The sequence below is a fragment of the Pseudomonas sp. PNPG3 genome, assembly GCF_023093815.1.
Taxonomy (GTDB): Bacteria; Pseudomonadota; Gammaproteobacteria; order Pseudomonadales; family Pseudomonadaceae; genus Aquipseudomonas; species Aquipseudomonas asiatica.
Window position 1 is genome coordinate 198,252 of sequence record NZ_JALLKV010000001.1, and the last position, 17,171, is coordinate 215,422.

General features: G+C 61.3%; 16 protein-coding genes and 1 pseudogene. 7 read left to right on the forward strand and 10 right to left on the reverse strand.

Annotation, left to right across the window (positions count from 1 at the left end):
- Positions 1-66: 66 nt before the first annotated feature.
- Positions 67-2,349, reverse strand: coding sequence for a heavy metal translocating P-type ATPase (locus MJ643_RS00915; protein WP_038410398.1), 2,283 nt, complete (start codon positions 2,347-2,349; stop codon positions 67-69).
- A 5-nt stretch (positions 2,350-2,354) separates the two neighbouring features.
- The gene (locus MJ643_RS00920; protein ID WP_024086880.1) at positions 2,355-2,609 is read right to left on the reverse strand and encodes a hypothetical protein; all 255 of its coding nucleotides are present in this window, start codon (positions 2,607-2,609) and stop codon (positions 2,355-2,357) included.
- 197 nt (positions 2,610-2,806) lie between these two features.
- Here MJ643_RS00920 and MJ643_RS00925 point away from each other — a divergent pair, with 197 nt between their 5' ends.
- The 3 genes and pseudogenes from MJ643_RS00925 (at position 2,807) to MJ643_RS00935 (ending at position 5,775) form a co-directional block, all read left to right on the forward strand.
- Positions 2,807-3,454, forward strand: coding sequence for a BON domain-containing protein (locus tag MJ643_RS00925; RefSeq protein WP_003256842.1), 648 nt, complete (start codon positions 2,807-2,809; stop codon positions 3,452-3,454).
- A gap of 27 nt (positions 3,455-3,481) precedes the next feature.
- Positions 3,482-5,322 (forward strand): annotated as a pseudogene (gene ftsH / locus MJ643_RS00930) (ATP-dependent zinc metalloprotease FtsH).
- A gap of 27 nt (positions 5,323-5,349) precedes the next feature.
- Positions 5,350-5,775: a potassium channel family protein gene (locus tag MJ643_RS00935; protein ID WP_003256841.1), complete on the forward strand. Its 426-nt coding sequence runs from the start codon at positions 5,350-5,352 to the stop codon at positions 5,773-5,775.
- A 7-nt stretch (positions 5,776-5,782) separates the two neighbouring features.
- On the opposite strand, the gene MJ643_RS00940 is transcribed toward MJ643_RS00935, so the two are convergent.
- The 3 genes from MJ643_RS00940 to MJ643_RS00950 all read right to left on the reverse strand — a co-directional run bounded on the left by MJ643_RS00940 (position 5,783) and on the right by MJ643_RS00950 (position 9,291).
- Positions 5,783-8,158 carry a phosphoketolase family protein gene (locus MJ643_RS00940; RefSeq protein WP_023663329.1) on the reverse strand — a complete coding sequence of 792 codons (2,376 nt, stop codon included), beginning with the start codon at positions 8,156-8,158 and terminating at the stop codon, positions 5,783-5,785.
- Positions 8,159-8,202: 44 nt separating this feature from the next.
- The gene (locus tag MJ643_RS00945) at positions 8,203-8,667 is read right to left on the reverse strand and encodes a CBS domain-containing protein (RefSeq protein WP_003256840.1); all 465 of its coding nucleotides are present in this window, start codon (positions 8,665-8,667) and stop codon (positions 8,203-8,205) included.
- 63 nt (positions 8,668-8,730) lie between these two features.
- Entirely contained in the window at positions 8,731-9,291 is a 561-nt protein-coding gene (locus MJ643_RS00950) for an Hsp20/alpha crystallin family protein (protein WP_023663330.1), read from the reverse strand.
- A 194-nt stretch (positions 9,292-9,485) separates the two neighbouring features.
- Here MJ643_RS00950 and MJ643_RS00955 point away from each other — a divergent pair, with 194 nt between their 5' ends.
- The gene (locus tag MJ643_RS00955; protein WP_023663331.1) at positions 9,486-10,211 is read left to right on the forward strand and encodes a hypothetical protein; all 726 of its coding nucleotides are present in this window, start codon (positions 9,486-9,488) and stop codon (positions 10,209-10,211) included.
- Here the strand turns inward: MJ643_RS00955 and MJ643_RS00960 are convergent.
- Positions 10,186-10,917 carry a helix-turn-helix domain-containing protein gene (locus tag MJ643_RS00960; RefSeq protein ID WP_038409431.1) on the reverse strand — a complete coding sequence of 244 codons (732 nt, stop codon included), beginning with the start codon at positions 10,915-10,917 and terminating at the stop codon, positions 10,186-10,188. The genes MJ643_RS00955 and MJ643_RS00960 overlap by 26 nt on opposite strands.
- A 234-nt stretch (positions 10,918-11,151) precedes the next feature.
- Here MJ643_RS00960 and MJ643_RS00965 point away from each other — a divergent pair, with 234 nt between their 5' ends.
- The 3 genes from MJ643_RS00965 (at position 11,152) to MJ643_RS00975 (ending at position 13,700) form a co-directional block, all read left to right on the forward strand.
- On the forward strand, positions 11,152-11,610 hold the full coding sequence (locus tag MJ643_RS00965) for a hemerythrin domain-containing protein (RefSeq protein WP_038409429.1): 459 nt from the start codon (positions 11,152-11,154) through the stop codon (positions 11,608-11,610).
- Positions 11,611-11,667: 57 nt separating this feature from the next.
- Complete coding sequence (locus MJ643_RS00970) at positions 11,668-12,237, forward strand: GNAT family N-acetyltransferase (RefSeq protein ID WP_015270127.1); 570 nt, start codon at positions 11,668-11,670, stop codon at positions 12,235-12,237.
- Positions 12,238-12,332: 95 nt separating this feature from the next.
- Entirely contained in the window at positions 12,333-13,700 is a 1,368-nt protein-coding gene (locus MJ643_RS00975; protein ID WP_038409427.1) for an erythromycin esterase family protein, read from the forward strand.
- Between the two features lie 18 nt (positions 13,701-13,718).
- Here MJ643_RS00975 and MJ643_RS00980 read toward each other — a convergent pair whose 3' ends face one another.
- The 4 genes from MJ643_RS00980 to MJ643_RS00995 all read right to left on the reverse strand — a co-directional run bounded on the left by MJ643_RS00980 (position 13,719) and on the right by MJ643_RS00995 (position 17,169).
- A complete protein-coding gene (locus MJ643_RS00980; RefSeq protein ID WP_038409425.1) occupies positions 13,719-14,378 on the reverse strand; it encodes an alpha/beta family hydrolase in 660 nt (219 codons plus the stop codon).
- Complete coding sequence (locus MJ643_RS00985; RefSeq protein ID WP_038409423.1) at positions 14,371-15,075, reverse strand: phosphoribosyltransferase; 705 nt, start codon at positions 15,073-15,075, stop codon at positions 14,371-14,373. The genes MJ643_RS00980 and MJ643_RS00985 overlap by 8 nt, the downstream gene beginning before the upstream one ends.
- A gap of 62 nt (positions 15,076-15,137) precedes the next feature.
- Positions 15,138-15,746 carry a hypothetical protein gene (locus MJ643_RS00990; RefSeq protein ID WP_023661505.1) on the reverse strand — a complete coding sequence of 203 codons (609 nt, stop codon included), beginning with the start codon at positions 15,744-15,746 and terminating at the stop codon, positions 15,138-15,140.
- 55 nt (positions 15,747-15,801) lie between these two features.
- Positions 15,802-17,169: an MBL fold metallo-hydrolase gene (locus MJ643_RS00995; protein WP_038409421.1), complete on the reverse strand. Its 1,368-nt coding sequence runs from the start codon at positions 17,167-17,169 to the stop codon at positions 15,802-15,804.
- Positions 17,170-17,171 lie beyond the last annotated feature (2 nt).

Consider the following 17,171-nt stretch of genomic DNA (forward strand, 5'->3'; position numbering starts at 1 on the left):
AGCATCCCGCTGCACCGTGTTGGGTGCTTGATTTTTATCAACCCTACAGGGCGCTGAACGCCGCGCTCAGCGTTGATCCAGGTACCGGTACAGGGCTTCTTCCTGGTCGAAATGCAACTTGGCCAAGGTGTCCAGGCGTATCAGCTGGTGCTGGATGTCGTCAGGGCTCGGGCTCGCTGCCGCCCGGTTGAAATCCTGGCTCATGCAGGAAAGAAGATGGATGAGGCGGAAGATTTCCCGGTGGGTATGGCTCATCGCCGAGAGCGGATCTTCGCCCTGCATGAAGCGGCTCAGCAGCGGATACAAACGACGCTCGTCATCGCGCTCGTGGCGTTCCAGAAGGTCATGCAGGCCGGTGACCAGTTTGCCCAGGTCGTCCCGCGCCTGCTCGATGGGACGTTTGGCGAAATCGCAGGCCATCTGGCTCAGCTCCGTCAGCAACCCGTCGAGTTGCCGATGCTCATCCTGCAACCGATCCAGGTCCTCGACGGCAAGCCCGCTGCGTCGTCCGGCCGTCAAGGGGCCCAGCGCACGCAAGGCGTTGACGATGATCAACAGGTCGATACCTTCCTGCAACACCGCCCCCAGCAACGCGGGCAGGTAGCCGGCGGCAGCAACCAGCATGGCCAGCAACGACAGGCTCATGCCCACCCATACCCCCTGACGGGCGATGTACACGGCGTACCGGGCGATATCCAAGGCATCGACCAATCGATCGAGACGATCGATCAGCAACACCACACCGGCCGCCTGGGCAGAGGCCGTGACGCCAGAAGCGCCCATGGCAACCCCGACATCGGCCGCCGCCAATGCTGGCGCATCGTTGATGCCATCGCCGACCATCAGCGAGGGCGCCATGCGGCAGCCGTCCTGCACCAGGCGAATCTTGTCGACTGGCGAGAGCCCCGAGCGAAGCTCATCGATACCCGCCGCCAGCGCAACCATTTCCGCCGTTTCCGGGCGGTCACCGGTGAGCATGACGACCTTTTCGATCCCGCGCGCCCGCAGGCGGCGCAGTGTCTGGGGGGTTTCCCGGCGCAGGTCATCGGCCAGCCGCAGTACCGCTTTCAACTCACCGTCAACCGCCACGAAACTGCCGCTGTTGGCCAGGTAGTCCAGTTGCTGCAAACGTGCCTGTGCCCACTGGCCATCGTCCTTCTCGTTCTGCACATAGGCCAGGGCGCCCAAGCGTACAGCCTTGCCTTGAACGATCCCGGCAAGCCCCTGGCCGGGGCTTTCCTGCACCTGCTCGGGCGCGGTCAGCGTCAGGTTGCGCAGGCGGGCAGCATGAACGATGGCCTGGGCAATCGGATGGGTCGATGACTGGGCTAACGAAGCGGCCAACTGCAGCATCTGCAACGGCGCGCCTTGCCCCTTCAGTTCGATCGACTGCAACTGGGCATGACCACTGGTCAAGGTACCGGTCTTGTCGAGGAACACCTGGCGGATGCCTGCCAGGGCTTCAAGCACCTCGCCGTCACGCACGAGTATGTTGCGCCGTGCAGCCCTCGAAATACCCGAGATGATGGCAATTGGCACCGCCAGTATCAGCGGGCAAGGCGTGGCGACCACAAGCACGGCAAGCACTCGCTGCACATCGCCACTGGCCCACCACGCCAGCGCAGCAATGAGCAATGTCAGCGGGATCAGCGCCAGCGCATAGCGGTCGGCCAGGCGCATGAAAGGTGCCCGTGACTGACGTGCCGCTTCGGCCAGCTTCACGATGCCAGCGTAAGTGCTTTGCGCCGCGGTATGCGTGGCCAGCAACAGCAGCGGCGCACCGGAGTTGGTCACACCACTGGCCACCGGCTCACCGGCATGGCGGGTAACCGGTAACGATTCGCCAGTCAGCGCAGCTTCGTCCAGGGTCGCCTGCTCGGATTGCAACCACCCGTCCACCGGCACGATCTCACCCAGGCGCACCAGTACACTCTGCCCAGCGCGGACTTCGTCCACCGGTACCTCACGCAAACCATCCTGCTCTTGAATCCAGGCCCGCTGAGGGGCCCGGTCGATCAGTGCCCGCAACTCGCGCTCGGCGTGACGCAAGCTGAGAGTCTCCAATGTACGGCCCGAGGCAAGCATCAGCGCAACCACGGCGCCTACCAGCATCTGCTCAAGGGCCAGGGCCGCGCCAATCGACATCAGCGCGATCAGGTCAATACCCGCCTCACGCCTGGCCAGGCGCCGGGCCATTTCCACCGCCAGCACCGCTGCCATGATCGCGCTGCCGGCGGCCCAGATCAGCGCAGCCCAGGTCGGCTGCTGCGCCGCATAGGCCAGCCCTCCGAGCAGCAAGGCCAGGACGCAGACCAGCAACAGGCTTGGGTCCAGCCATCGACGTGACATGGCGGTCACTTACGCTTGGCCTGCTGCAGCAACTGTTGGACCTGTTCCTGGGCCTGGGTCGCTCTGCGCAGTGCCTCGTTGGCGGTCTGCTCGACCAGGTCGATGCGGTAGCACACCTGGTCGGCCCGCAAACGGGCGGTAGCCGCGTTGTTCTCGGCCGACTCCAGGCGCGCGTCGTATTCTTCAGCGTGCCAAGGGGTACAGCCCGAAGCCGATGCCAGCAGCAGACTGGACAATCCGGCAAGCAGATAGCGTTGCATGTTGGTGCCCTCGCGCATGCCCAAGACACCCTCAGTATCGGCATCGCCACTCAGCGCAGCCTGACATTTATCAATCTCGCCCAGCGTGCGATAGCGCGCCGGTTTTGACCTTTGTCAATCACGTAATACCGCTGGGGGGTAGAAACATGGGCTGAGAACATCTCAGCCCACCTTTCCAATGGATAGCGGAGACCATCATGAACGACCTTGATTTGCGCGACCTGGTGCTCGAAGAGTTGGCGTTTCAACCTGACATCAATGCCGCCAGCATCGGTGTGACGGTGCAGGACGGTGTGGTCACACTGTCAGGCCATGTCAGCAGTTATGCCCAGAAGATCAGTGCCGAGCGCACCGTAAAAGCCATGAAAGGCGTGCGTGGGCTGGCCGAGGAAATCGAAGTCCGGCTGAACAAACTCGAAGGCACCGCCGACGATACCATTGCCAGCCGTGCCCTGAAGATCATCGCCTGGAGCTCGGATGCCAATGTCGAGGGCATCAAGGTCACCGTTCACAAAGGCACGGTGACCTTGGAAGGCGAACTGGACTGGCAATACCAGAAGGAAGTGATCGAACAGGCGGTGTGGCGTCTGTCGGGCGTGATCAGCGTGCAGAACCGCATCACTTTGAAGGCGCGGGCCGATGCCAGCGATATTCGCCACCACATCGAACAGGCACTCAAGCGCAGCGCCGAGATTCAGGCCGAAGGCATTCGCGTCACCGTCAACGGTGGTGTGGTCAGGCTGGAAGGCAAGGTGCATTTGCTTCGCGAACGGGAGTTGGTCGAGCGCGCCGCCTGGGCGGTGCCGGGCGTGAGCAAGGTCGAAGACTACTTGTTGATCGCCTGACCCGGCTACCCACCACGAGATATGGTCATGAACAAAGATCAGCCCTGGAAGCTGTACTTGCTGGCGATCGGGCTTTCCGTGCTGGCCGCCATTCAGTTCGGCCTATTCGACCGTGCGGCCGTGCAGACCATCTCCTATAGCCAGTTCCTGCAATTGCTGGAGCAGCAAAAGGTCAGCGACCTTCGGGTCGAACACGACCGTATCCTGGGCAAGCTGCAGGAACCCATCGCCGGCCGCTCGATGTTCTCCACGGTGCGGATCGACCCGCAACTGAGCGAGCAACTGGGCCGCACGGGCGTGACGTTCACCGGAGTTGCCGAGGACAGCAACCTGGCTGCCATGGTGGGTTGGCTCATGCCGCTGATAATGATGCTGGCGCTGTGGTTCTTCCTGTTTCGTGGGGTAACCGATAAACAAGGCCTGGGCGGTCTGATGGGTGTGGGGAAGTCGCGCGCCCGGGTCTACGTCGAGCGTGACATCAAGGTCACCTTCGCCGATGTGGCGGGCATAGACGACGTCAAGGGCGAACTCACCGAAGTGGTGTCCTTCCTCAAGAACCAGGCGTTCTATGCCCGTCTGGGGGCGCATGTGCCCAAGGGCACATTGCTGGTCGGCCCCCCGGGCACCGGCAAGACCCTGGTGGCCAAGGCGATCGCCGGCGAAGCGGCGGTACCCTTTTTCTCGATCTCCGGGTCCGAGTTCGTCGAGATGTTCGTCGGCGTGGGCGCGGCGCGGGTGCGCGACCTGTTCGACCAGGCCCGACGCGCCGCGCCCTGCATCATTTTCATCGACGAACTGGATGCCCTGGGCAAGATGCGTGGCATCGGCAGCCTGGGTGGCAATGACGAGAAGGAACAGACGCTCAATCAACTGCTGGCCGAACTGGATGGCTTCGACCCACGCGAAGGCGTCGTGCTGCTGGCGGCGACCAACCGCCCTGAGATACTGGACCCCGCGCTGCTGCGAGCCGGACGGTTCGACCGGCAGATCCTGATCGACCGGCCTGACCGCAAGGGTCGCCTGGCGATCCTCAAGGTGCACCTGCACAAGATCGTCTACAAGAACGACCTGGACTGCGAACGCATCGCCGACATCACCCCCGGCCTGACCGGCGCCGACCTGGCCAACCTGGTGAACGAGGCCGCCATCGTCGCCACCCGACGTGCCAGCCAATGGGTCGAGCTGCAGGACTTCACCGCTGCCGTCGAGCGCCTGGTGGCAGGCGTGGAGCGCAAGGGCAACGTGCTGCGCGACGATGAACGCCAGGTCGTGGCGTACCATGAGATGGGCCACGCGCTGGCCGCAAGCAGCCTGCCGGCGATGGACCCGGTGCACAAGGTGTCGATCATCCCCAGGGCCGCTGGCTCGCTGGGGTTCACCCTGCAACGGCCGACCGATGACCGCTACCTGATCAGCGCGCAGATGCTCCGCGACCGGATCGTCGTGCTGATGGCCGGGCGAGCCGCCGAAAGCCTGGTATTCGGCCAGGTGTCCACCGGGGCTGCCGACGATCTGCGACGCGCCACCGACATCGCCCGCCAGTTGATCACCCGATTCGGCATGAGCACGGAACTGGGCCAGGCAGTGCTGGAGCGCCAACAGGCCAGTTACCTGGGCGAATCGTTGTTGCGCCAGGAGCGCAAGGACTACTCAGAGCAGACCGCGCGCGAAATCGACCTGGGTATTCGAGGCCTGCTGGAAGACGCTTACGCCCGTGCCCGGACCTTGCTCGAGCAACGACGCGCCGACCTGGACACTGGGCACGCCTATTGTTGGCCAGGGAAACCATCACCCCGGAAGAATTCCCGGCGCTGCTGCCGGTGGCCAAGGACCCTGCCACCTATAATCTGGTCGATGCGGCCAAATGACACTCCGATCCAGTCCGAGTACCGACCATGCTCACCGTCACATTGATCAACATGCTGGTGGTGATCCTGGTGGTGATCATCCACTACGAATGCCTGCTGCGCCTGAACGACTGGCTACCGCGGCTGAAACTGTGGAGCCGATTCCGGATCGTAGCAGGCGTATTCGGCGCGCTGCTGGCTCATGCGCTGGAGGTCTGGTGTTTCGCCCTGGTGTATTACCTGATGATTCACGCCGAAGGCTGGGGCACGCTCAGTGGCAACTTCGACGGCAGCTTCCTGGATTGCGTGTACTTTTCCTTCACTACCTACACCACGATAGGCTTTGGCGACATCGCGCCTAACGGCCATCTGAAGTACCTCACCGGCCTGCAAGCGTTGACAGGCCTGGTGCTGATCACCTGGACCGCGTCGTTCCTGTTCCTCGAAATGCAGAAATACTGGAAAGCCAAATAGCGCCTGTTCAGGCGTCTGGGTGTGGCGTCCAGTGCCATTGCGCAACCTCAGGCATGTCTTCGCCATGCTCGATGAGGTACAGCTTGTGCCTTTCCATGGTCGACCAGTAGCGGGTTCGCGCCTGCTCCACCTGTGCTCGCAGGCGAGGCACGCGTTCGAACACATCGAGAACCAGCTGGTAGCGGTCGAGGTTGTTGATGACTGCCATGTCGAACGGCGTGGTGGTGGCCCCTTCTTCACGGAAACCATGCACATGGAAGCGCTGCGGGTTGGCACGCTTGTAGATCAGGCGGTGAATCAGGGCAGGATAACCATGGAAGGCGAAGATCACCGGCTGCTCTTCGGTAAACAGCGCGTTGAAGTCACTGTCGGGCAACCCGTGCGGATGCTGTTGCGGTGATTGCAGTGCCATCAGGTCAACCACGTTCACCACCCTCACCCGCAGGTCGCCAACGTAATCACGAAGCAGGGTCACGGCCGCCAGCACTTCCAGCGTCGGCACATCGCCTGCGCAGGCGAGGACCACCTCCGGCAGGTCATCATCATGGCTGGCCCATGCCCAACGCCCGATGCCGGCCTGGCAATGCAGATTCGCCGCCTGCCCATCCAGCCACTGCCATTCCAGCTGTTTTCCGACAACGATCACATTGATGTAGTCACGGCTGCGCAAGCAATGGTCAGCCACGGACAACAGGCAATTGGCGTCCGGTGGCAGGTAGATGCGCGCAAGGTCGGCCTTCTTGTTCGCCATAAGGTCGAGGAAACCTGGGTCTTGGTGCGAGAAGCCGTTGTGGTCCTGGCGCCAGACATGCGAAGTCAGGAGGATGTTCAGCGAGGCGATCGGCTTGCGCCAAGGCACTTCGGCGGCGGTCTTGAGCCATTTGGCATGCTGGTTGATCATCGAATCGACGATATGAATGAATGCTTCATAGCAGGAAAACAGGCCGTGCCGACCGGTCAACAGGTAACCTTCCAGCCAACCTTCGCATATATGTTCGCTGAGTATCTCCATTACCCTGCCGTCTGGCCCGAGGTGGTTATCTTCGACGCCGTGGGGATCCAGCCAGACCTTGCTGGTCGCCTCGAACACGGCGTCCAGCCGGTTGGACGCCGTCTCGTCAGGCCCGAACAGGCGGAAATCGCGGGACACCAGGCTGTTCTTCATGACATCGCGCAAGTAACTGCCAAGAACCCGCGTCGCCTCTGCACGCACCTGTCCAGGTGCGTCCATCTTCACGCTGTAATCGCTGAAGCGCGGAAGGTCGAGCGCCCGCAACAGCAGCCCGCCATTGGCATGAGGGTTTGCGCTCATGCGCCGCCGTCCGGTCGGGACCAGTGCGGCCAGTTCCGGCAACAACGCGCCCTGGGCATCGAACAGCTCATGAGGGCGGTAGCTTTCCAGCCATTGCTGCAATTGCTGCAAGTGCAGCGGCTTGCGAAGATCACCCAGGGGCAGTTGGTGGGAGCGCCAGGTCCCTTCTACCCGCTGCCCATCGACGAATTTCGGCCCCGTCCAGCCTTTGGGGGTGCGCAATACCAGCATTGGCCACAACGGCCGGTCGATGGCTACGCCCGATTCGGTGTGCCGGGCAAGGCGCTGGATCTGGCAGATTTTCTCGTAGATCACATCAAGCGTCCTGGCCAACGCCCGATGAACTTCCATCGGTTCGTCGCCCTCGACAAAATAGGGGTCATAGCCATAGCCATACATCAGGCTGGTCAGCTCGTCCTCGCTGATCCGCGCCAGCACCGTCGGGTTGGCGATCTTGTAGCCGTTCAGATGCAGGATCGGCAGTACCGCACCGTCGCGCGCGGCATTGAGGAACTTGTTGCAATGCCAACTTGCGGCCAGCGCGCCGGTTTCCGCTTCGCCGTCGCCTATGACGCAGGCCACGATCAACTGCGGGTTATCCAGGGCAGCGCCATAGGCATGGACCAGGGCATAGCCAAGCTCGCCACCCTCGTGCAGAGAACCCGGAACATGCGGGCCGACATGGCTGCCAATGCCATACGGCCATGAAAACTGACGAAACAACCGTGCCATCCCCTGCGCATTGCGTTCTATCGCAGGGTTCAGCTCGGTATAGGTACCATCCAGATACGCCTGGGCAACCATGGCCGGGCCGCCATGGCCAGGGCCGGTGACGAAGAGCATGTTGAGATCGTAATGGCGGATCAGCCGGTTCAGATGGGTGTAGATCAGGTTCAGCCCCGGCGATGTGCCCCAGTGCCCCAGCAACCGAGGCTTGATGTCGGCCAACTTCAGCGGGGTGGCCAGCAAGGGGTTGCCTTGGAGATAGATCTGGCCAACGGTAAGGTAGTTCGCGGCCCGCCAGTAGGCATCCAGCCATTCGAGTTCCTCGGTACCTGGATAATCGTTCATGATCGCCCTCTCTGTCGATGGCGCGCACGCGTATGTGTACGCGTTCAGATATCCCCGGCGCGGATATCTTCTTCCCGTCGGCTCTGCTGACGGATCAGCAAGGTCAGCTCGTGCAGGTGGTCGGCCAACAGCCCCACCAGGTCGTCTGCAGTGACAATGCCGACCAACAGGCCAAAGTCATCGACCACCGGGATCCGCCTGATGTTGGCCCGTCGCATGTTCAGAATCACATCGAACAGGTCTTCATTCTGGTTTGCGGTAATCAATGGGCGTGGCAGGACATCGATGGCCTGGAGGTCTTCCTGGTCAGGAGGGTTGCAGGCGATGATCCTCAGCGCAAGGTCACGGTCGGTGATCAGGCCGATAGGCCGGTAACGGTCTCGATCGACAGGCTCGGCCAGCACCAGGTCACCGACGTGGTACCGACTCATCATCCGCGCTGCGGCGAAGATCGAAATGCTGGGGAGCGCAGTGACCACATCCCGGTTGCAGTATTTGCCGATGGACATGATGCTTCACCTTTTTGGAATGCGAAGACGGAGCGTCCCTGCTCCTGAAATCGGTCAGGTCAATCACTTGCTGCTTTTGATAGGAATCACTTTCTCAGGGTGAATCGCTTCTGCACGCTTGGGCAGATGCACCAGCAGCACGCCCTTGGCGAATTGTGCATTAATCTTTTCCGCATCTACTTCACGGGGTAGCTGGAAAACCCGCTCGAAGCTGCCGTAGTGCCGCTCTGACAAGTGGTACTCCTTGCGTTTTTCGTCAACCTCTTCCTGCTTCTCGCCGCGGATCACAACGTTGCCATTGACCAGCTTGATCTCGATGTCCTTGTCGTCCACACCAGGCAGTTCGGCGCTGATGCGAAACTCATCGGCCAGTTCGCTGATATCCATCGCCGGCATGCCATGGCTGAACAGTTCACGGCGCCAGAATGGCTCGACATCGAACGGGGTATGGCTGAACGGCATGCGCAATGGCCGGCGACCGAAATCGTCGAACAGGCTGTCGATCTGACGCCGCAACTGCTGGAATGGGCGCCACAGGTCCGATGGCTCGGTACTTGGCGGCGTAGCCTTGGCAGGTTGGGTGGTTGCGGAAGTGACAGGTACTTTCTTCGCTGTTTCGGACATGGCGACCTCCTCTAATGAGTAATGCCTCCCTGGGAGACGCCTCGATATTGCGCTGGCAGGCAAGCCCCCGTTTGACCTTTATCAATCAGGATGCGGCCACCATCCTCTGTCGGTTTGATCCTGATCAAAGTGTTGCCATCGCAGGGGCTTAGCTTATATGGAACGTGGCCCGCCCAAACCTGTTCGAGACGCATATGGACCAGGATGACAGTGAGTGTGTCCGTTTGCTGGAAACATTGCCGGGGCCCGGCATACAGTACCTTCGCCTGATGCTGTGCAACCCGCAACGCAGCGAGGCGATGCCAGGCCAGTATTGCCAACTGACGAATCAAACCCAGCGCTGGACCTGCAACTACATCAGCATGCCTGGCGCAGCAGGTCGGTTCATGGTCGCCACCCGCAGCGTCCTGGCATTGAAGGTCGGAGATCTGCTCGAGTACTCAGGCCCTCTGGGCAGCGCATGGCCGGTGCCCTTGCAGACTGTGCGACTGCTGGCTATCACTCACGGTGAGGGGGTTTTGGCGCTACTTTGCACACTGGATGAGGTTCGCTGTTGGCTACCTTGGGTAGAGGTGAGGCTGTTGCACGAAAGCTTTGAGCAGGAGCACCTGCCCGCTGAATGTAAGCCATGGATCTCAGCGTTTACCTCGGTGCCGCGCAACAGCAGAAGCGTTTGGAGTCAACTGACTGAACAGCTGGAGGATTTCAAGCCGGACACTGTCTACTGCTGCGCGCCATCCTTGGTGGCAAGGCATGCCGCGCGCATCTGTTGGCAAAAAGGTGTCCCGATACAGCGTATCTGGTTGCGGGCAGACCATGTGTCGCGTCCATTCTGGAATTGTCAATTTCCTCTGAATGGGCCTGTGCAACGTTATGACAGGATTCTCGAGGCCCTCAATTCGGCTCCTCCATCCGACTGAGCTTGAGCAGGCCCTGTTGATCGATGAGTCGGACTTCCCGGCCAACGCATTGCAGGAGCCCAGCCTGATTGAACCGGCTGAACAGCCGGGAGACAGTTTCCAGGGTAAGGTCCAGGTAGTTTGCGATATCTCCTCGCGACATGGGCAGATTAAGGACGTCTGCACGCAAACCTCTTTCTTGATAACGCGCCGCCATGCCCAACAGGAAAAGCGAAAGGCGCTGCTCGGCTCGCCCGTGGCAGCAGCGCAGGTGTTCGTCCTTGCCTTGAATACCCAGGCTGAGCATGTGCAACAGTTGATAGCGCAATCCGGGTATCTGCCCCGACAGATCAACCAACTGGTCCAGCCGGATCGAGCAGACCAGCGAAACGTCCAGCGCCAACGCATAGCTCCGATAATGACTTGCCCCGATAGCGTCCAGCCCCAAGATTTCGCCCGGCAGAACGAAGCCGGTGACCCGCTCGTTGCCCTCGGAATCAATCAGAAAATTCTTGATGACCCCTGAGCGCAGGGCAAACACATGCCCCATGGGCTCATCGGCCTTGAACAGATACTCGCCCTTCTTCAAAGGGCGGTTACGGCGAATGATACGCTCCAGCTTTTCCACTTCATCGACGCTTAGGCTGGCGGGCAGGCACAGTCGGCTCAAAGAGCACGCAAGGCACTTTACCTGGGGCTTTATACCCATATCTTCAGGGCCTGACATGACGATGTCTCCGCTTTTTCTTGCGGGCTCTATAAACGCTAGCCGCTTCGCCCGAGGTTTCTGAGGCAACTGACCAAGGGTCATGGTGGTGCCCCACTAAAGCTTGATCAAGATCAAGTCAGGCCAATGCGCTGCCCTCATGCTCGACTTAGACAGCCTTCAACCCGTGTTCCTGTCTGAAGGCCCCTGGGCCTTATAAATCTGCATTGTCTGGTAACGTGAAGAGGATGTGTCATGAATACCTTACTGAACGAACTTCACGCCTATCATCATGACATGGCCAATAAGATAAGCCAGATCAGGAAGTTGCTGAAAAAGCTAAAGCATGAACCCGATGCCACTGATGACTGTAAGCTTTTGTTCGAAATGTTGGAGGCCTTGCACAGCAACGCAGAGCGGCACCACCATGAGAATGAAGAAATCATTCGGCGAGCCTTGCTGGCCACGGAGGCGCCGATCCACCCGCGGATCCTGGATATCGAGCGAGATCACCAGGCATTTGCGCGCATTGCTGGGCAATTGAAGACATTAGCGGCTACGGCAAAAGACACGAAAGTTATCGCTGACACTGTCGATGACTATATCGAAAAATATTACGACCACATGGAGTCGGAGGAAAACATATTCTTTCCAGCTGCAGACAAATGGCTTTCAAACAGTCAATGGCTGGAAATAAAACATCAATGGCATTAACCGGATTGCAAATTCAAGCGCCCAACCGCCCCATCTCAATCACACGAGGATACTGCCATGGCTTCTGCTGATACTTCCCGTCAACATACCGCGCCCTCGTTTCCCAAGCCTGCGGGCGAACATTGGATCGAAGCCCTCGACAATGGCACCCATGTACTGATCAGGCCGCTGCAAGCCAAGGACCGGGAGCGCGAGAGGGCCTTCATCGAACGGCTGTCACCGCAGTCGCGGCATTTTCGCTTCCTGTGCCAGATCAAAGAGCCCGGTGAGGCGATGCTCGACCAGTTGATGGCGGTCGACCAGGACCGACAAGCGGCTTATGTCGCCCTCGCCCATGTGGACGGCGAGCTGCAGGAGGTGGGCATATCGCGTTATGCCGCCATTGCCGGCAAGGATGAATGCGAATGCGCCGTGACAGTACTCGACAGCTGGCAGCACCATGGCCTGGGCCGCCTGCTGCTCAAGCACCTGACCGATCATGCCCGGGCAAAAGGCCTGCGGCAGATGTACTCGATCGACTCAGCCGCCAACCTGGCGATGCGCGACCTGGCCAAGGCGGCAGGATTCACCACCACTACCGATCCGGATGATCCGGCCCAGGTCATCCATCGCCTCAACCTGACCTGAAGCGCCGCTGCGCCAGCGCCTGGGGCAGCCACCGTGCTGCCCCGCCCGCTGCAAGCCCCACGACCTCCGGCCCTATCCGCACGAGGAGGGTATCCATGAACGGTAATTCGCGGAAACTGATGGAAAAGCTCTACGGCAAGCAATACCAGGTCGACAGCGCTGAGATCGCCCCCCTGCTGCATCAATTCGCCGAACCCTTGCCTGACCTGGACTCCCCCGCTTTCGCTGCGCTGTTCGACCGCTACGCCGACGCCCGTGTGGTGATGCTGGGCGAGGCAAGCCATGGCACCAGCGAGTTCTATCGCGCCCGCGCGGCAATTACCCGCCGGTTGATCGAACAGCACGGCTTCAACATCGTGGCCGTCGAAGCCGACTGGCCGGATGCCGGGCACGTCGACCAGTACGTGCGGGGCTTGGCCCATTCGGCATGGAAGCGCCATATTTTCAGCCGTTTCCCAACCTGGATGTGGCGCAACAGCGAGGTCAAGGCATTCGCCCACTGGCTGCATGGACACAATCGCCTGCTGGCCGTCGAGCGCCGCGTGGAGTTCAGAGGCCTGGACGTCTACAGCCTGCGCAACTCCATTCATGAAGTGCTGGCCTTTCTGGACCGGGCAGATCCGCACCTGGCCCGCGAAGCGCGCCACCGTTATGGTTGCCTGACGCCCTGGCAGGATGACCCGGCCCTGTACGGCCACTTCGTCGAGCGCGGTGGCGTCATGCCGTGCGAGCAGCCTGTGGTAGAACAACTGAATGTGATGCTGGCCGAACAGCTGTCGGGCCTGATCCGCAATGACGAAGCGTTCTTCAATGCCACCCAGAACGCACGGGTGATCATCGCTGCGGAGCAATATTACCGCGCGATCTACCGAGGCTCGACCGCCTCCTGGAACCTGCGCGACCGGCATATGTTCGATACCCTGCGCGCACTGCTGGAACATCGCGGACCACACGCCAAAGCCGTGGTCTGGGCACACAATTCCCACATCGGCAACGCAGATGCCACGGAAATGGGTTGGAAAGGCCAGTTCAACATCGGCCAACTGTGCCGTAAAGCCTTTGGCCGGGAGGCCGTGCTGATCGGCATGACCACTGACCGCGGTCAAGTGGCCGCCGCCAGTGACTGGGATGGCGACATGCTGATCAAGGACGTCCGCCCTTCGCGGTCGGACAGCTGGGAGCACCAGTTCCGCCTGGCAGGCGTACCGGCTTCTTTGACCGACTGGCGAGACCCACAGCGCAAGGAGTTGCGTCGCATCTTGTCCATGCCACTGCTCGAGCGCGCGATCGGCGTCATCTACCGACCGGAAAGCGAACGGCTGAGCCATTACTTCGAAGCAGTGCTGGCCGAGCAATTCGATGCCATGCTCTGGATCGAACAGACCCAGCCGGTCAACGCCCTGCCACTACCGAAACAACAGCACCTCGAACCGGAAGACGAAACCTATCCGTTCGGTGTCTGAATATCCGGCCTGCAAGCCTCAGGGGGAAGAGGCTTGCAGGTGGGTGACGAACCAGTCGCCTGCCAGGACGGCAACTTCGGTCAGGGTACCTGGCTCTTCAAACAGATGCGAAGCGCCCGCCACCACCTCCAGGCGATGCTCGCAACGCAGCATCTCGCTGGCCAGGCGATTCAACTCCAGGACCTGCACGTCCCTGCCACCGACGATCTGCAGGGTTGGGGCTTGCACACGACTTAGCGCTTCACCTGCCAGATCGGCACGCCCTCCCCGGCTGACCAGCGCTGCCACCACCTCCGGGCGGTCAGCCGCCGCACACAGTGCCGCCGCCGCACCCGTGCTGGCGCCGAACACGCCGATTCGCAATGAGCGAAGCTCGGGGTCCTGCTCCACCCAGTCGATGACATCCGTAAGCCGCTTCGTCAGCAGCGGGATATCAAAGCGCAGCGCTGCAGTCTGGTTGTCCAGCCTCAGCTCCTGCTCGGTCAACAGGTCGAACAGCAACGAGCCGAGGCCGCGACTGGCGAGCACGTCCGCCACATACTGGTTTCTGGCGCTCAGCCGGCCGCTGCCGCTGCCATGGGCAAAAATGACCAAGGCACGGGTGTCGGTAGGTAACCGTAGGTCCGCCAGCAGTTCTACGCCCGGCCATTTCATCGAACGCAGCTGCACCTCAGTCATCTTCAGCCTCCCCGGCACGCGCCCTGGAGGACTCCGCGAGCCCGGCCTTGTCCATCAGCGCGATGACTTCTTCGTCCGACGTCTGGGGAAAGTCCTGGTACCAGTAGCCGACCGAAACCATCCGCTCAGGCACCAGCGGGCAGACCACCTCGTCTACTTCGCCCCACATGGCCTCCAGCGTTTCCGGTGGCGCGACTGGCACCGCGACTACGATACGCAAAGGGGACAACGCTCGTGTCGCCTGAATGGCCGCCATCATCGAGGCCCCGGTTGCCAGGCCATCATCAACCAGGATTACGGTCTGGTCCTTGAGCCGAAGCGGTGGTCGGGTACCTCGATAAGCGCGCTCGCGACGTATCAGTTCCTGGGTTTCCCTGGCAACCACGCTTTCCAGCAAGGTGCGATCGACCGGGTAAGCCCGCAGTGCATCGTCGTTGAGAATCTTCACCCCGCCCCCGGCGATCGCACCCATGGCATATTCAGGGTGCGACGGTATTCCAAGCTTGCGCACTACCAGCAGGTCAAGGCGAACCTTGAGGGCGGTAGCGACCTCGTAAGCCACCGGCACGCCGCCTCGTGGCAAGGCGAGCACGATCACATCAGCCCGTCCGGCATATCGGCTCAACGACGCCACCAGGCAGCGACCGGCTTCAGCACGGTCGGGGTACAGGGTGCGACGAGCAAGATCATGCGACATGGAAACCTCCCGCGCCGCGACGGGCGCCTGTCGTTTCAGCTACTGGCAAGCACTACCGCCATTCAAGGCAGCGTCGCCCGGGCCTCTTCAGGCAGCAGGTCGAACTGCTCGAGGCAGCGCTGTTCATCGTCTGCCGTCAACGCCTTGTATGCGCTCACTTCCCGCATCGGCGTATCGAACAAGGCCAGGCGTATCACCCCATTACGGTCCAGAAACGTTTGCGCCAGGCAGGTACACACCGGCTTGCCGACCAATGCCGTGAGCTTTTCATCCTCAGGGGTGTTCACCCGGGCCTGCAGGCTGTCTGTGCAATTCTCCACGATTCGGTCCACCGAGCGCCCCGCCAGCCAAACCGTGCCGCCAGCGAGCAACGCCAGGAACAGCAACATGCCCAAGAGCACGTTCGACTCCTGGGTGACCGAGCGCAGGAAGGCAAGCCGAGCCTGCCAGCCCGTGGCCTGGCCGTTGAATATGGTCTTGCCTACCGTGCGTTTCACGCCACGCTGCACCACCCACCCCAACGCCACGCACAGGGCGAGCAAGGCCAGCAGCATAAGTGGATGTTGCATCGGCAGGCGCCAGTTCGGGTTCAACGACCGGTAGGCAGCGATCACGACGAGCAGTGCGAAGATTGCCACGATAAACCCCAGGCTACCCCGTGGCCGATGCATCCAGGCCCGGAGTTTCGCCCTTGCTTGTGTATCCATGACAGCCTCCCGGCCCAGGCTAGCGCACTGGGTCAATAGCAACCGTTTCGTGGTACTCGGGTACGTACACCTGCCAACCGAGCTCGATGCTGATCCGCCGCCGCAACGTGTCGGCGGCGTGCGGCTCACCGTGGATGACATAGGTCTGGCGTGGCGGGCGGGCGAAACCGCGCAACCACTCCATGATCTCGTCGGCATCGGCGTGCGCAGAGAGATTATCCATCGCATGCACCTGGGCCCGGATAGGCACGTCTTCACCGTGCAGGCGGACACTGCGCGCACCGGCGACGATGTCGGCACCGCGCGTACCACCGGCCTGGAAACCAGAGAACAGAATGCTGTTGCGCGGGTTGGGTGCCAGTGCCTTGAGATGGTGCAAGACTCGTCCACCGGTCGCCATGCCACTGGCGGCGATAATGACCGCGGGCTCACGCAGCTGATCCAGATGCCGGGATTCATCGACGGTACGGATGATATGCGTGCCCCTGCACATTTCGGCGCATTCCGCCAACGTCAGGCGATGCTCGCTCCGGAACTGCTGGTAAAGGGTGGTTGCGTCTGTAGCCATCGGGCTGTTGAGGTAGACCGGAATGTCGGGTATCAGGCCATCGCGCTTGAGCTTGTACAGGTAATACATCAGCAACTGGGCCCGGCCAACCGCGAATGAGGGCACCAAGGTGATGCCGTGGCGCAGGAGAGTCTGGTTGATGACCTGGGCCAGAAACTGCTCGGTCGATTCGCTTGGATGCTGGCGATCGCCATAGGTGGACTCCACCAGCAGCACGTCTGCCGTCCTGATCAGTTCCGGCGCGCGCATGATCGGGTCTTGTGGCCGGCCCAGGTCGCCAGAGAAGACCAAGGTCTGGCCGTCGACCTTGATCTGTACCGTCGCCGCGCCGAGTATGTGCCCAGCCGTGCGCAACAGCAGCTCCATCCCCGGCGCAATCATGGTCGGGTGACGCAACTCCACAGGGCGCAACAATGCCAAGGCACGCTTTGCATCCTGTTCGGTGTAAAGCGGGCGTGCCGGCGAATGCTTCGAGTAGCCGTGCCGGTTGGCATGCTCTGCCTGCTCTTCTTGCAGCCGGGCACTGTCGAGCAACAGGATTTCGGCCAAGGCACAGGTGGCCGGTGTTGCGTAGATCGGCCCGGTATAGCCTTCCTTGGCGAGCACCGGAAGATAACCGCTGTGGTCGAGGTGGGCGTGGGTCAGCACCACGGCATCGAGCGCGCGCAGCGCCGCCGATAACGGTTCCCAGTTGCGCAGGCGCAGTTGCTTGTAGCCTTGGAACAGCCCACAGTCGATCAGCACGCGGCTGCTGTCGCGGGTCAACAGGAACTTGCTGCCCGTCACGGTCCCGGTACCACCGAGGAATGTCAGTTGCATGG

Coding starts and splice junctions, on each gene's coding strand:
- MJ643_RS00955 (WP_023663331.1), top strand. CDS start 9,486: ATGGACCAGGATGACAGTGAGTGTGTCCGTTTGCTGGAAACATTGCCG.
- MJ643_RS00975 (WP_038409427.1), top strand. CDS start 12,333: ATGAACGGTAATTCGCGGAAACTGATGGAAAAGCTCTACGGCAAGCAA.
- MJ643_RS00960 (WP_038409431.1), bottom strand. CDS start 10,917: ATGTCAGGCCCTGAAGATATGGGTATAAAGCCCCAGGTAAAGTGCCTT.
- MJ643_RS00970 (WP_015270127.1), top strand. CDS start 11,668: ATGGCTTCTGCTGATACTTCCCGTCAACATACCGCGCCCTCGTTTCCC.
- MJ643_RS00995 (WP_038409421.1), bottom strand. CDS start 17,169: ATGCAACTGACATTCCTCGGTGGTACCGGGACCGTGACGGGCAGCAAG.
- MJ643_RS00950 (WP_023663330.1), bottom strand. CDS start 9,291: ATGTCCGAAACAGCGAAGAAAGTACCTGTCACTTCCGCAACCACCCAA.
- MJ643_RS00985 (WP_038409423.1), bottom strand. CDS start 15,075: ATGTCGCATGATCTTGCTCGTCGCACCCTGTACCCCGACCGTGCTGAA.
- MJ643_RS00925 (WP_003256842.1), top strand. CDS start 2,807: ATGAACGACCTTGATTTGCGCGACCTGGTGCTCGAAGAGTTGGCGTTT.
- MJ643_RS00965 (WP_038409429.1), top strand. CDS start 11,152: ATGAATACCTTACTGAACGAACTTCACGCCTATCATCATGACATGGCC.
- MJ643_RS00920 (WP_024086880.1), bottom strand. CDS start 2,609: ATGCAACGCTATCTGCTTGCCGGATTGTCCAGTCTGCTGCTGGCATCG.
- MJ643_RS00990 (WP_023661505.1), bottom strand. CDS start 15,746: ATGCATCGGCCACGGGGTAGCCTGGGGTTTATCGTGGCAATCTTCGCA.
- MJ643_RS00980 (WP_038409425.1), bottom strand. CDS start 14,378: ATGACTGAGGTGCAGCTGCGTTCGATGAAATGGCCGGGCGTAGAACTG.
- MJ643_RS00945 (WP_003256840.1), bottom strand. CDS start 8,667: ATGTCCATCGGCAAATACTGCAACCGGGATGTGGTCACTGCGCTCCCC.
- MJ643_RS00935 (WP_003256841.1), top strand. CDS start 5,350: ATGCTCACCGTCACATTGATCAACATGCTGGTGGTGATCCTGGTGGTG.
- MJ643_RS00940 (WP_023663329.1), bottom strand. CDS start 8,158: ATGAACGATTATCCAGGTACCGAGGAACTCGAATGGCTGGATGCCTAC.
- MJ643_RS00915 (WP_038410398.1), bottom strand. CDS start 2,349: ATGTCACGTCGATGGCTGGACCCAAGCCTGTTGCTGGTCTGCGTCCTG.